This window comes from Candidatus Pristimantibacillus lignocellulolyticus (genome assembly GCA_023639215.1).
Classification (GTDB): Bacteria; Bacillota; Bacilli; order Paenibacillales; family Paenibacillaceae; genus Pristimantibacillus; species Pristimantibacillus lignocellulolyticus.
On the sequence record CP097899.1, the window covers coordinates 3,360,503 to 3,373,380 of the forward strand.

17 protein-coding genes and 1 riboswitch are annotated in these 12,878 nt (G+C 36.6%); of the genes, 12 read left to right on the plus strand and 5 right to left on the minus strand.

Annotated elements, in window-relative coordinates:
* Nucleotides 1-59: 59 nt before the first annotated feature.
* Nucleotides 60-138: riboswitch (ZMP/ZTP riboswitch) on the plus strand.
* A gap of 59 nt (nucleotides 139-197) precedes the next feature.
* Both NAG76_14225 and NAG76_14230 read left to right on the plus strand, forming a co-directional pair.
* Entirely contained in the window at nucleotides 198-812 is a 615-nt protein-coding gene (locus tag NAG76_14225) for a DJ-1/PfpI family protein (protein URN92996.1), read from the plus strand.
* Nucleotides 813-877: 65 nt separating this feature from the next.
* A complete protein-coding gene (locus NAG76_14230; protein URN92997.1) occupies nucleotides 878-1,354 on the plus strand; it encodes a GNAT family N-acetyltransferase in 477 nt (158 codons plus the stop codon).
* Between the two features lie 341 nt (nucleotides 1,355-1,695).
* On the opposite strand, the gene NAG76_14235 is transcribed toward NAG76_14230, so the two are convergent.
* On the minus strand, nucleotides 1,696-2,025 hold the full coding sequence (locus tag NAG76_14235; GenBank protein URN92998.1) for a hypothetical protein: 330 nt from the start codon (nucleotides 2,023-2,025) through the stop codon (nucleotides 1,696-1,698).
* A 506-nt stretch (nucleotides 2,026-2,531) separates the two neighbouring features.
* Between NAG76_14235 and NAG76_14240 the strand changes: the two genes are divergently transcribed.
* The 8 genes from NAG76_14240 (at nucleotide 2,532) to NAG76_14275 (ending at nucleotide 7,873) form a co-directional block, all read left to right on the plus strand.
* The gene (locus NAG76_14240) at nucleotides 2,532-3,335 is read left to right on the plus strand and encodes an HAD family hydrolase (GenBank protein URN92999.1); all 804 of its coding nucleotides are present in this window, start codon (nucleotides 2,532-2,534) and stop codon (nucleotides 3,333-3,335) included.
* A gap of 99 nt (nucleotides 3,336-3,434) precedes the next feature.
* On the plus strand, nucleotides 3,435-4,430 hold the full coding sequence (locus NAG76_14245; GenBank protein ID URN93000.1) for a phosphotransferase: 996 nt from the start codon (nucleotides 3,435-3,437) through the stop codon (nucleotides 4,428-4,430).
* Between the two features lie 243 nt (nucleotides 4,431-4,673).
* Nucleotides 4,674-5,102, plus strand: coding sequence for an SRPBCC domain-containing protein (locus NAG76_14250; protein ID URN93001.1), 429 nt, complete (start codon nucleotides 4,674-4,676; stop codon nucleotides 5,100-5,102).
* 182 nt (nucleotides 5,103-5,284) lie between these two features.
* Nucleotides 5,285-5,884 (plus strand): hypothetical protein, encoded by a 600-nt coding sequence (locus NAG76_14255; protein URN93002.1) that lies wholly within the window; start codon nucleotides 5,285-5,287, stop codon nucleotides 5,882-5,884.
* 147 nt (nucleotides 5,885-6,031) lie between these two features.
* Nucleotides 6,032-6,391, plus strand: coding sequence for an HIT domain-containing protein (locus tag NAG76_14260; protein ID URN93003.1), 360 nt, complete (start codon nucleotides 6,032-6,034; stop codon nucleotides 6,389-6,391).
* Nucleotides 6,392-6,588: 197 nt separating this feature from the next.
* Nucleotides 6,589-6,798, plus strand: a complete 210-nt coding sequence (locus NAG76_14265; protein ID URN93004.1) for a hypothetical protein — start codon at nucleotides 6,589-6,591, stop codon at nucleotides 6,796-6,798.
* A gap of 169 nt (nucleotides 6,799-6,967) precedes the next feature.
* On the plus strand, nucleotides 6,968-7,198 hold the full coding sequence (locus NAG76_14270; protein URN93005.1) for a hypothetical protein: 231 nt from the start codon (nucleotides 6,968-6,970) through the stop codon (nucleotides 7,196-7,198).
* 222 nt (nucleotides 7,199-7,420) lie between these two features.
* A complete protein-coding gene (locus NAG76_14275; protein ID URN93006.1) occupies nucleotides 7,421-7,873 on the plus strand; it encodes a VOC family protein in 453 nt (150 codons plus the stop codon).
* Between the two features lie 231 nt (nucleotides 7,874-8,104).
* On the opposite strand, the gene NAG76_14280 is transcribed toward NAG76_14275, so the two are convergent.
* Nucleotides 8,105-8,350: a hypothetical protein gene (locus tag NAG76_14280; GenBank protein ID URN93007.1), complete on the minus strand. Its 246-nt coding sequence runs from the start codon at nucleotides 8,348-8,350 to the stop codon at nucleotides 8,105-8,107.
* A 99-nt stretch (nucleotides 8,351-8,449) separates the two neighbouring features.
* On the opposite strand from NAG76_14280, the gene NAG76_14285 reads away from it, so the two are divergent.
* Together NAG76_14285 and NAG76_14290 are read left to right on the plus strand one after the other, a co-directional pair.
* Nucleotides 8,450-8,737 (plus strand): hypothetical protein, encoded by a 288-nt coding sequence (locus tag NAG76_14285; protein URN93008.1) that lies wholly within the window; start codon nucleotides 8,450-8,452, stop codon nucleotides 8,735-8,737.
* Nucleotides 8,738-8,767: 30 nt separating this feature from the next.
* On the plus strand, nucleotides 8,768-9,574 hold the full coding sequence (locus NAG76_14290) for a phosphotransferase (GenBank protein URN93009.1): 807 nt from the start codon (nucleotides 8,768-8,770) through the stop codon (nucleotides 9,572-9,574).
* Between the two features lie 237 nt (nucleotides 9,575-9,811).
* On the opposite strand, the gene NAG76_14295 is transcribed toward NAG76_14290, so the two are convergent.
* The 3 genes from NAG76_14295 to NAG76_14305 form a co-directional block, all read right to left on the minus strand.
* Nucleotides 9,812-10,558 (minus strand): EcsC family protein, encoded by a 747-nt coding sequence (locus NAG76_14295; GenBank protein ID URN93010.1) that lies wholly within the window; start codon nucleotides 10,556-10,558, stop codon nucleotides 9,812-9,814.
* A gap of 88 nt (nucleotides 10,559-10,646) precedes the next feature.
* Nucleotides 10,647-12,137, minus strand: a complete 1,491-nt coding sequence (locus tag NAG76_14300) for a HAMP domain-containing histidine kinase (GenBank protein ID URN93011.1) — start codon at nucleotides 12,135-12,137, stop codon at nucleotides 10,647-10,649.
* The gene (locus tag NAG76_14305) at nucleotides 12,137-12,820 is read right to left on the minus strand and encodes a response regulator transcription factor (protein URN93012.1); all 684 of its coding nucleotides are present in this window, start codon (nucleotides 12,818-12,820) and stop codon (nucleotides 12,137-12,139) included. Before NAG76_14305 ends, NAG76_14300 begins: the two co-directional genes overlap by 1 nt.
* Nucleotides 12,821-12,878: the final 58 nt, after the last annotated feature.

Consider the following 12,878-nt stretch of genomic DNA (forward strand, 5'->3'; position numbering starts at 1 on the left):
AGAAAACCGTAATAATTAACTTGATGTATTATATATTTCAGAATATAATAAAGTAAATATTTGGTATGTGTGACTGGCGAAACGTGGAGAACCACGAGGAAGCACATATTTCATACGCCGTTCGCCTGGGCAAAGTATTTGATCTAAGATCAGATGCTTTTTTGTGTTTTTATCCATGAAAGGGACGGTGTTATGGAATGAAAGTAGCTTATATTCTTTTTGACAAGATGACAACATTGGATTTTGTCGGCTTTTATGAAGCGGTGTCTTGGCTTAAAATTCTAAATGTTATGGAAAATGTGTCATGGGATCTCTGTGCAAAATATGAGAAAATTACAGACGACCGTGGTATGACAATACAGATAGAACATATTAGCCCAGATCTGTCTAAGTATGATTTGATATTTATTCCCGGAGGAATGTCTACTAGAGATTTGAGATACGATACAGAGTTTATATCTTGGATACAAACTGCTCGAGATGTGCAATACAAAGTGTCTGTTTGCACGGGAGCTTTGCTTTTAGGTGCCGCAGGGTTCTTAACTGATAAAATGGCGACAACTAATCCAACTGCTTACGAATTATTGATTCCTTATTGCAAAGAGGTTGTTAAGGCTCGGATTGTACGTGATGGAAATATTTTAACCGGCGGAGGAGTTTCAGCTTCTATTGATTTAGGGTTGTACCTTGTTGAATCACTAACGAATAAGGATGTGGTGAAAAAGGTCCAAAAGATGATGGATTACCCTTACTATCAAGCGGGGAAATTGTCTAATATTTTCATGCCTCACACGAGTGAAGAATACTGTTAAACTTAAGGATTTCGACTGGGAGTTATACTTATCAATAGCTCCCAGTAATTCAGGGGGGTGAAGGATTGATTATACGTTTATTGGAAGATAATGATCGAAGTCAAGTTGAAAATATTATGGCAAGTCACCCTCTTCAATTTCCAAAATTCATCATAGAAAAATATCCATTGCGTTGGTCTGATTTCCTGGAGAAGCAGGATCATAAGATTTGCGGTTATTACGTGGCACATACCGATATCGTTCACGGTCATGCTGGATATATATTCGATGCTGAAAAAGGACTTTATGAAATAGTGGGGGTGGCAGTTCATAAGGAAAGTCAACGTAAAGGAATCGGAAAAGAACTTCTTGATACCATATGTAATCAAGTTCATTTACTTGGTGGGAAAGAGGTGATTCTACATACTTTGGGGCATGTTAGCAATGAAAATACTTTAATTTTCTACCGAAATATCGGTTATGAGCAAGTTGATTTTGAAAAGGATTTCTTCATACAAGACTATCATAGAGTTACTTTTGTAAAAAGGTTAGTTACCGGGTAGGATAGTTTAATGATACGGGCTATGAGGCTGTAATAGATAGAACAGAGTATAGTATACTGTTGAGCTATAGTTGACCATAACAAAACCACCTTTTCGAAGGTGGTTTTGTTATGGTCAAATACTAGTATAAAAATTTAATATAGCCTAGATTTTAAATATTGCACCCACATTCCGTGTAGCTCAGTTTCCGATACTTGAAAAGCGTTTTGAAAATAAGTGGCATCGCGTATGAATTTGTTGAGCGCATCTAAACTATATGAATGAATGAGATATTCTACGATCAAGTGCGAGAATCCATATCCCCCTATCTTCTCGAAATCCCAAGTATCATTAGTTAATGCTTAAAAGCTAGGGACAGCGTTATTTTGTATTGCTTCGGAGGTGCTATACTGGATATATTCTTGTGACATTTGTTTGGCTTCATGTCCGCCGAGCCCGTGTGTAAGCCATTTAGGTGCCAATGGCTCGTTTATTGCTTGATGAAAAGTGGGCAGATCCGGATAGATCTCAATAGTGATTTTCTGAGAAGGTCGATGACGATAGGTTGTAATAATTCGATCTAAATTGCTTTTCAACTCTTCAAATAAGTCATGGTATACCTTATTCATACCATCATTCTTGGAGGGAGCCTCGCTTTTATCCACAATTGATATCAATTCTTTAATAGACATAATTGTAATGTCACCCCATTCTTTTAATTCTTTTTTAGTTTGTTTAAGGCACGGTAGAGTCTTTTCTTAACTGCGCTTTCAGGCATTCCGATGAATGTCGTGATCTCGTACGATACTCGTTTTTCACAATATTTTGCGCGATTTTGAATAGCCAAGTAAATATACTGGAGTTACACTTAAACAAGTGAAAGTTTTCCATTGCTTTTAAAAAACTTATTGCGTTAAGTCATCGGCAGTTGCCGAATTTGTCTTTACTGCAATATAATTTCGAATTCTATCTCGATATTGATTATAAATGGCTTCGAAATGTTGAATGTGCTCCTGTTCCTCCGGAAGAACAGGGATTTTCTTCCATAGAAAATCGGATGGGGCGTTAACGAATTTAGGGCAACGGATATTGATGATGTGATCTTAACCATAATGGATTGATTAATTCAAATATGTACTACCGTTTGCACAGTCATTTGTGTATAATTGGAAAAAGTAAACTATGGGAGGAAATGTAAGTGGCTGAAATACAGGCAATTGTATTAGACTTGGACGGAACATTACTTGATAGTGATAAATTCATATCTCCTCGAAATTATAGTGCTGTTAAAAGGTGTTTTGATTTAGGGATTCATATTATTGTTGCCACGGCACGACCGCCTAGAGCTGCTGAACAATTTGTAAAGGATATTCCTTTTGTAGACTTCATGGTTTTCTACAATGGTGCTCTAATAAAATGCAAATCCAAGCAGACTCAGCAGCACATTAGTATCCCTATAGAGGTTAGCCAACAAATTAGCGAATTCATTAGGTTGAATGAGCCTCAGTCGACAATCACATATGAAGTTAATGACTTATGGTATACGTGCTCACCAGTTCCCGACACAGAGAGTGCACAGTTCGGTGCCCGTTCGAATGAGCCTAAACCGCAGGCAGTCGATTACGATTTTATCAGTTCAATCTCCCCGACAAAAATACTAGCTCTCGGTTATAGGACATGGAGTGATGCTGTCCAGAAATTTGGTAACCAGGTTAACATAATCGCAACCGATGAAGGTGTATTGGTTCAAATCATGCATAAATCAGCATCAAAAGAAAATGCAGTGAAGTCGGTATTAAATGATATCGGAATAAATTCGGAACATGTAATGGTATTCGGAGACGATTTTAACGATTTGGGGCTTTTCCATATGTGCGGATTTCCAATTGCAATGGGTAATGGAATAATAGAACTAAAAGATTGTGCGAAGTATATTACTGAATCAAATGATAATGATGGTGTTGCTATAGCACTTGAGAAATTTGTACTACGAATGGCGTAATTATTGAACTAACGGCACACGATAGCTTGATCGTTTCGTGTATTCTTTGTTGTGATACTCTGTAAAGAATAATAGGTTCGATAAAGAAGGGGGATTTTGATGCAACAGAAAGTTGAAGAAATCGTGCGTAATTATTTTGAGAATCCTGAATACGAGATTGAATCGGTCCCCTTCGGTCTTACTAATCTCACAAAAATTATTAAGTTGAATGGCCAAAAATATGTCGTCCGTATCTACAATCAACATACTAAAACTGTAGAGAGTATTAAATTCGAAGCAACAATAACTTCGTTTTTAAGTAAAAAGAAACTTTCATTTGTTGTGCCTGTTTTTCTAAATACGAGAGTAGGTGAACGTTACGTACAGTTGTCTGACGGAACACTAGGTTCGATCGTTACATTCGTGGAAGGAACCGTTCCGGAGTTATTAAATGTGCAGCAAGCGTTGGAGTTTGGTCATGTTGTCGGAGAAATTACTTTTGCACTAAGTGAATACAAAGAAGAGATAAAATATGAAGGGGTGCCCTTTACTAAAATTTATGATCTGCATCCATTAGCTGACAATCAAGCCGTAACATCTTTTTTTGAATCGCCCCCCTTTGAAATTCCTAATACGACGATTAATTTTTATAAGGAAATGTTCTCAACCGTGGAGCTCAATAAACATGAGTTAAAGGAATTGCCCAAGCAGCTTGTGCACCATGACTTATTAATTTACAACTTACTCTCTAAAGACAACAAAATCCAAGGTGTATTAGATTTTGATTTTACGTCATTTGATTTGAGATTTATGGAATTTACAATCTCCTTAAATCACATTCTCCAGTTGACAAACGGTTCTTGGCATATGACTGAGGCATTTATTAAAGGGTATTCTCAATTTAGTAAAATTTCATATCTAGAAATAAAACATTTACAGCTATTAACTCAAATTTATCATATTGCTGTACTTCATATTTACATAGGTCAGTATTATTCTGGTAAAAATATTGAGCAAAACTTCAATTATATCCTAAATCAATTTTTAACTAGAAATGAATGGCTCAATAAGCATCATTCCTCAATGAAACAGCTTTTAGAGAAGTACTTAATTTAATCAATGTTTATCCATATAAAAGTTTATCTTCACCTATGTATTTAGCAATGCTTTCGACTGTTTGATATGCTCGTTTGTAAGGACTGGAAATTACATGGTCAATATTCGCTTTTTGTAATATATCATTGACTTTTTTAGCATCACTAAAACCACGTTCTGACAGTGGCCTTGTTAATTCTTCAGGGGTATATACGGAGTAATCATTGAAGAGGAAACGCTAGTTCAAAAAGGGGGATAGGTAATATGGCAAATATCGAGCACTTACAGACCGTGAATGTTCCAGCTTCAACGGTATATGAAGCATTAACCACTGCAAAAGGACTTTCAGAAATATGGACAAATGAACTAATAGTCAATGATCAGATCGGTTGTATAAATGAGTTCCGATTTGGCGGAAAAGGCTTAACAAAGATGCGAGTTGATGAACTTGTTACCGATAAAAAGATCTTGTGGGAGTGTATTGATTCGGATCCAGAATGGATAGGTACGAAAATTTCTTTTGATTTAGAGGAAAAAAACGGGAAGACTTCAATTGTTTTTCGTCAGATAGATTGGAAGGAAGTCAGCTCATTTTATCGCGTATGTAATTATAATTGGGCTATTTTTTTGTACAGTCTTAAACAGTATTGTGAAGAGGGCGAGGGTCTTCCGTATCATAAACGGAAGTTTTAAAACCATTGAAAACACACATGGGTGGACTAAAGTACATGATCCAGAGAAATGATTTTGGAACTAGAGTTGAATAATATTCATAGGTGAGCAGGCTTAGTGGTGGCCTGCTTATTTTATTAAGCTAATGGGTAGGAAAGTTCCAATTTGTGATAATCGGAAAAAATATTTGTTTGGGGGATTATATGAATAAGGAGAATTTGAAAAAGAATATAACCAAACTTCTTGTTTTATTTGTTGGGATTTTTATTATTTACAGTATTTATATTCACTTAGAGTACAGACAATATATTAATCAGAGTAAAGATAGAAATTATCAATATTTATCTCATATATCCGCGACAGGTGATAATTTGGCAAATAAGCTTAAGGAATTTATTAAATTGCCTATTGAACAAGAAGAAAATAGTGAATTAAAAAGAGAGTTCTACGACAATTGGAGGATTGTTAATGGAGAAAGCAAAAGTATTTATTCCTATATATCTACCATTTCAACTCTGCATATGGGAGACGAAGCAGCTGATTGGGATTTGCTACAATACAGCTTAATTCGTGTTGATAGCTTTATATATGGTTTGACTAATAAGTTTCTTGAACACTATTCTTATGCTACAAGTAGTGAAGAAAATGAGAAGATGGAAGCAGTTATTACAATTTATAGAACAATTCGTGCGGAAACGGAAAATGAGTCAGTTGACTTAGAAATCATCTTACAATCTATCAAGGAACCAATGCTAGTTATAGACGATAATTACCCAGGTATACTCGAGCGAATGGATAGGTAAACAATAAAATGATTTTGATAAGCAAAATCGTTGCTGGAACGTGTATGATAACTTAGTTAACTGCCTTATTACATAAAGTAATTTTCTTTTGGGGTAAAAAAATTAAGATTTTACATAGCCTAAATAAAAAGGGAGTTGTATTTACGAATGACAAATGGTGCTCAAGATTTTTATTGTGACGAAGTATTAAGTGGTAAAACAGAAGTGAAAAAAGTTTTGGAAACTAACAATTCTTTGGCTTTTTATCATAGCCGTCCTTATTATGAAGTACATATCGTGGTGATTCCTAAGAAACACATCGCTTCGCTAATCGACGTTTCAGATCAAGATATAGCCTTACTGAACGATTTATTGTCGGTAATTCAGCAAGTGTCAAAACAGATAAACGAACAACATGGTGGATGTACAGTATCAACCAATATTGGAGAATATCAAAGCAATAAACATCTTCATTGGCATGTTCATTACGGAAAAAGAATAAGAGATACGGATGGTACTTGGTGCTAGAGAACATTCAGCTCAGAATGAAAAGAAAGAGGACTTAGACTAAAGAGTTTGTAGTAGACTTCTCCTTTTTCTTTTGTTGAAGTAACTGATAGGTTTCGTTAATAATCACATGACAGGAAGGACTTGCTAGTCATCAGTTTGGTTGCAACGTACATTTCATATCGATGCATTTTCAATTATTTAGCGGAGGTGAGTGTATGTCAAAAAAAGTAATAAAACGTATCGTTGATATCATTACGGTAAGTACAATAGTGTATGTTTTTTATTTGGGTTACTTTATATTTTTTGAAAAACCTATGACTTCGCATGAAATCACCTCACTATATGTAAAAATCGGGTATGCTTTTCTAGCACTATTTATAATATTGCTTATAAGAATTTTAGTTAACAAAAATAGAGGAGCTTAATAATCGAGTACGAGAGGAGGGTAGCCATCGTACTCTTACTCCACTGTATATATGGTTAATATTTGACTGTGTTTGAATTTGTTTTTACTGTTGAACTAACGGAGAACGATAGTTGAATAACACATAAAGTTAATGACAGTGATACTTCTATAAAAGTACGGATGGGGGCGTGAGTAATATTAAACAAAGAAAAATTGTTGGATTGTTCGCATCAATATTTCTTATTTTCTATGGTATCTGGAAACTAAATAGATTTTTCGAACCAAAAGTTGGTCCAGTTGGCAACGGTCCTAGTGATACACTTGTAGGAATAGTATGGCTATTGTTTGGTACATCAATGATTCTAGGCGTTGGTGGAGTGATATATTTTTCTTATTCAATTAATAAAAGAAATAATTAATTAAGCTATCGGGCAGTAATAAACTATCAATTGTTTTTACTTCATGATTTTGGGTAGAACAGAGAAAAAATACCCATTAATCTTTTTTTTACATGATGTTAAAAAACTTTGAGAGGATATTAGCCTGTTAAATAATTATGGACTTACTTGGATAGCTCATTTTATTATGCTAACTGGCAGAATAGTTTAATGATAAATTTGTACTCATAAGGAGATAAAACTATGGAAAAAAACAAATTACTAAGAATGGATAATGTTGGCATCGTTGTAGAATTCCTTGATGACGCAATTTCTTTCTTTGAGGAGATTGGCTTAAAGCTCGAAGGGCGAGCTACTGTCGAAGGTGAATGGGCTGGTCGAGTAACCGGGCTTGGTTCACAGTGTGTAGAGATTGCTATGATGGTTACCCCAGATGGACACAGCCGACTTGAACTTTCGCGATTTCTCACCCCACCTACTATATCAGATCATCGAAATGCTCCTGTAAATGCCCTCGGTTATCTACGCGTCATGTTCACCGTTGAAGACATTGACGAAATGGTATCCAGACTCACTAAGCTTGGTGCTCAGCTCGTTGGCGAAATAGTTCAGTACGAGGACTCGTATCGGCTCTGCTACATTCGTGGACATGAAGGACTTCTAATCGGTTTGGCGGAACAACTCGGTAATAAATAAACCAGGGGTTATGTGCTATTTCTTTTTCATAATATCCTTTCAAATAGAATCGATTTACTAGTTAACCCCCTTGGATCCCCTATGAATGAGGGTTGTGTGGGGAACAGTTGCATCCCACAGGGTTATGAAGTATTCTACTTCAGTCGCTGTCGTACCTTTCATATTAAAAAAAAACCTACAAGCTTTGAAGTGTATTGAAAAGAAACAATATATACGAAAAGAGCAGTTGTATTACATCTCTTTATAGTACTTTACACGGTAATAAATGTTATATCCAAGAATAAATGCATAGACAAAAACCAATATCAATACCGCTATTAAATCTATACCCATTAAAGCAAATACCAATATTAAGGCTCCAAGCACAAAAACCATCATGTCATATGCTTTGGCTTTTGCCCGATTAGCGATTACCAAATTACGCTCATCTTTCTTGTCAATCTCCAACTGCTTTGCTGCGTCAGGATGATTCTTCATAATTAAAAAAAGGCTCTGTTAAAAGTAAAATTGTTGTTTGATAACTGTTCGAAATCTTGACATAAGCAACATAAAAAAAGTATTCGGAGGAGGGGTAATTTGCAAAAATGTGAAAAATGCAACTCACAATTTAGCTGGAATAAAATCTTTAATTCGTTTTGGTTGGCATATAAACCAATTGAATGTGACAAGTGTGGTACTAAACATAAGATTACTTTTTTGAGTAGATTTAAAGTTGTAGGCATGACATTTTTGCCGATGTGGATTTTTTTGCTTTTTCGTTCTCCTTACGTTAACTTCTTTGCATCCATTGGTATAGGAATTTCTATAGCAATTATAGGGTTTTTGCTCACACCATTTGTTGTTCGATACAAAGAGGCATTGTGAGGAATACCTTTGTGAAATGGGGGGCTTATTATGAGTGAAATAGAAGAAGTGCTACCAGGTGGGAATGTCAACAAGGTTGTACGAATAGGCGATACTATACGCCGTAGTGCTAACAACAATCCGTATGTAAATGATCTTTTGCTTTATTTGGAAAAAAGCGGATTCTACAATGCCCCACGTTTTCTCGGCGTGGATGAACAGGGACGAGAAATGTTTACTTTTATTCAAGGTGAGGTTCCTGGAAATGACTATCCGGATATAGCACCTTACATATGGTCGGATGCTTCGCTTATAGAAATAGCGAAATTACAGAGGAATTTTCACGATGCAACACGAGGGTTTACTTCCAAAGAAATCCCAAAAAACGCTTATCCAGATCTAGCAATAAATGAAGTCGTTTGTCATAACGACGCGGCGCCGTATAATATCGTCTTTAGAGACCAACACCCAATGGCACTCATCGATTTTGACATGGCAAGTCCAGGCCCTCGTATTTGGGATATAGCGTATACGCTGTACACAACCGTTCCGCTTGCAAGTTTTGAGCCAGCTGTACCCGAAACGGCGACGGTACCATATAGTCCCGTTCTACATGCTAGTAATCGGCGTCGTCGAATAGCTCTGTTTTTCGAAAGTTATGGTATGGAAGCCCCAGATAACCTAAAGAAGTGGGTTATTGAGCGTCTTCAAGCTTTGTGTGCAACCCTTTCGCAAGGCGCAGCTAATGGGGAGGAAGCTTTTGTGAAGATGGTTGAAGAAGGTCATTTGTCGCATTATGAGGAAGAAATTAAGTTTTTGACTTTGCATTTCGACGATTGGATTACATATTCAGGTTAATATACATTGATCTATTATTGAGCTAACGGGTACAGTTTGAGAAGCTAGGCTCCAGGCTAGCCCCGTACTACGAGAAGATAAGCGAACCCTCCAAACCGTAAGGAAATGAAAATGGGACCCATCTGATCTGGATTGGGTCCCATTTCTCGATCACGGGTAGTACTTGAGAAGTTGTTATGTATGTCGGATAAGAGGAATTAAAAGATTCGTACTAAGTTCTTAGTTGTGGCTATATTCTCATATTAGAACTTCGAAATCATCGTGTAATCTCCGCAGACGATAAGCGTTCATAGCAAATTCGCGTAATTCCTCAAGAATGGTATAATTCGCCCATGCACCTGCGACAGCGCCGATCCCAGGCACCATCTGTAGCATTTTTCGAAAATCAATAGAGTTGCGATATTCGATCTGAAATGTCTCCCAGTCCATATTTTGTGAGTATTCGGCTTCGGAGATCCATTGTTCCTTTTCAATATGCCAATGCTTGATAGAATCCAACAACCTAACACGGTTTTCCGGGCCTGAAAATGTCATTTGAAATACCCTAAGAATGAAAACACGTTCAGAGAAATGTTTGGTGTCATAACCGTAAACGTGCGCAAGCTCGAACAGAAATTTCATCTTAATCGCAATTAAAGCTGGAAAGTCTACCGCGCTAAACATAATACCGCCCGCTCCCGTTCCTGCGCCTTCGGCAACCGCGATTTTTTGGTACAGGGCAAACAACTCTTTTGCTTCTTGATCTGCATTCTCAAGTTCCACATTATAATTTACCGAACGTCTAGGTGTATATTCCGCTCCGAACAGTGCCGTACGCACGATTGATTTTATAGTAGTCGTAATGATGATGTGCACCTTCGGGGGAATCAAATGATTTATTCGATTGCCGATTGTTTTCGATGTTTTTTCCAGCCATCCCGGCGGTTTGAACATTTTTTGTTCCCAGTCGGCAACTTCTCTCTGTACTTTATGTTCGTAATTCATGATCAATCGCTCCTCAAAAAGACTTTGTTATATTATAACGAATATCTCTGTGAATCAGAACAGACTGCGGGCAGGTAACTGTCCACGACTAAAGTCCAGCAGTACCTTCTAACTTAGGGAGCAAAATAATAAAGCTCGTACCTATTCCTATTTCACTTATTACATCAACTGTTCCTTTGTGTCCATCAATAATAGACTTAGAAATCGAAAGACCGAGACCAGCACCGCCAGAAGCACGTGACCTAGCTTGATCAACACGGAAAAACCGCTCGAATAATTGAGGTAGATGCTCTTTAGCAATTCCGACACCATTGTCTTTAATAGCTAGCTTAACAAAATTGCCTGATTCAGATAATGTTATCGTAATTTCACCAAATTGAGCATCTGTATGTTGAATTGCATTTTGGACAACATTTAGAACGACTTGTTTAATTTGATTTTTATTCCCTTCTAGGTAGGAAAACGAGTTCGGAATTGTTGTTATTGTCACTTTACGATCTTCCGCCATCATCTCAAGCTGTATTTTCATATTATCTAGTAGCTGAGCCAGGCTGAACTTCTCAACAGAGTATAAGGACTGTTCCGTCGTAATATCTAGCTTAGCTAGTTGCAACAAGTTTTCAACTAACATAGTCATTCGTTTTGATTCTTGTTCCATTGTTTTTAGGGAAGATTCAAGATGTGTTTTGTTATTCTTTGCTCCTCTTTGAAGTACCTCAATAAATCCATATATAGAAGTTATAGGCGTGCGAAGTTCATGTGAAGCATCAGCTATAAATTGTTTCATTCGTTTATTGCTTTGCCGTTCAAGCTCGAAGGCATGATCAATTCTTTCGAGCATATTATTATATGCAAAAGATAATTGATCAATTTCATATTGTCGTTGATTGACGGGTAATTTCTCAGATAGGTTACCAGCATTTGTACGTTCTACTACATCGATAACATTCGTTAACGGGTTTAACGTTTTTCGCAAACTTGGTAATAACAGCAGAAATCCAGTTAGCAATGCCACAAGTGCAACTACGATAAAAATAGTTAACTGTGTATACAGTTGTTTGTGTAAAGAATCTAGCTCGATGCTAACTTGCAACATACCTTTATCTCGATTAGCGTTATTACGATGAAAGACAACCATCTTATCTGCGCCTGCACTGTCAGCATATATGTAATATTTTTCGAGCTGATGATTTTTGCTAGCCTCTAAGATTTGGACATAATCCTCACTTGCAATGAGGGGAGACAGCTCTTTCTCATCATCGGATATTATCGTTATGCTACCATCAGAATTAATATAACTAACTTCCATGCCTGGCTGAAACATAATTGGTCCAATTGGGGTTCGTTCACTATCATCTCTACGTCTAGTTAATTCGCCATTCTGCTTGAGAAACGACGAATCCGGTGGCCAGGCCATTATTTGAGAATGAATGGCATCAGCTCGGTTCTCATATAGAAAATCTTTCATAAACGTATATTGTAATATACCGATAAGTAGAAATAGAATCGCAATTATGATTAATGTAGTAGTGATTAATTGTCCACGTAAAGAGCGGAGGAAATACTTTTTAGTTTGCATTATACATCCATCCTATAGCCAGCACCTCGTAAGGTGCGAATAATCCGATGTTCTTTATCTCCCAATTTTTCACGAATAGCACGAATATATACTTCTACAATATTTTGTTCTCCTCCAAAGTCGTAACCCCATAATTTTTCTAATATAATCGTTTTACTTAGCACAGCACCGTTATGCAAAAGTAGTAATCTAAGTAATTCATACTCCGTAGGAGAGAGTTCTAATACTTGTCCATCGTAAGTGATCTCTTTACGCCGATCATCAAGGATGAATAGCCCATAACGAACTTCTCCTAATAAATTAGGAAACTGATTACGTACTCTCGCATGAATACGTGCGATCAATTCACTGAAGCTAAACGGCTTAATTAAATAATCATCAGCGCCTAAAGTAAATCCGTTCACACGGTCCTCTATGTCATCTTTAGCAGTGAGCATAATAATCGCAATTACATTTCCCTTATCTTTTAACGTTTTACACACATCAAAACCATTCATAACTGGCATCATCACATCAAGTATGACGACATGTGGCTTAAATTGTTCAGTTTTTTCGATTGCAATCATACCATTGGTGGCCGTTTCAATTGTTGCACCTTCATTCATTAAACCTAATTCTAAAAACTGGAGAATACTATCCTCGTCATCAACTATTAATATTTTTATTCCATTTAAATGACTCATATACTACGTCCTTCCTAAGCTTTCGCGATTTGTTCATGAAGCTTCATGTCATCTTTTT

What these genes read in the sequence shown, in the direction of transcription:
- NAG76_14225 (URN92996.1), top strand. Translation starts at nt 198, where the DNA reads ATGAAAGTAGCTTATATTCTTTTTGACAAGATGACAACATTGGATTTT.
- NAG76_14235 (URN92998.1), bottom strand. Translation starts at nt 2,025, where the DNA reads ATGTCTATTAAAGAATTGATATCAATTGTGGATAAAAGCGAGGCTCCC.
- NAG76_14245 (URN93000.1), top strand. Translation starts at nt 3,435, where the DNA reads ATGCAACAGAAAGTTGAAGAAATCGTGCGTAATTATTTTGAGAATCCT.
- NAG76_14250 (URN93001.1), top strand. Translation starts at nt 4,674, where the DNA reads ATGGCAAATATCGAGCACTTACAGACCGTGAATGTTCCAGCTTCAACG.
- NAG76_14255 (URN93002.1), top strand. Translation starts at nt 5,285, where the DNA reads ATGAATAAGGAGAATTTGAAAAAGAATATAACCAAACTTCTTGTTTTA.
- NAG76_14260 (URN93003.1), top strand. Translation starts at nt 6,032, where the DNA reads ATGACAAATGGTGCTCAAGATTTTTATTGTGACGAAGTATTAAGTGGT.
- NAG76_14265 (URN93004.1), top strand. Translation starts at nt 6,589, where the DNA reads ATGTCAAAAAAAGTAATAAAACGTATCGTTGATATCATTACGGTAAGT.
- NAG76_14275 (URN93006.1), top strand. Translation starts at nt 7,421, where the DNA reads ATGGAAAAAAACAAATTACTAAGAATGGATAATGTTGGCATCGTTGTA.
- NAG76_14280 (URN93007.1), bottom strand. Translation starts at nt 8,350, where the DNA reads ATGAAGAATCATCCTGACGCAGCAAAGCAGTTGGAGATTGACAAGAAA.
- NAG76_14290 (URN93009.1), top strand. Translation starts at nt 8,768, where the DNA reads ATGAGTGAAATAGAAGAAGTGCTACCAGGTGGGAATGTCAACAAGGTT.
- NAG76_14295 (URN93010.1), bottom strand. Translation starts at nt 10,558, where the DNA reads ATGAATTACGAACATAAAGTACAGAGAGAAGTTGCCGACTGGGAACAA.
- NAG76_14300 (URN93011.1), bottom strand. Translation starts at nt 12,137, where the DNA reads ATGCAAACTAAAAAGTATTTCCTCCGCTCTTTACGTGGACAATTAATC.
- NAG76_14305 (URN93012.1), bottom strand. Translation starts at nt 12,820, where the DNA reads ATGAGTCATTTAAATGGAATAAAAATATTAATAGTTGATGACGAGGAT.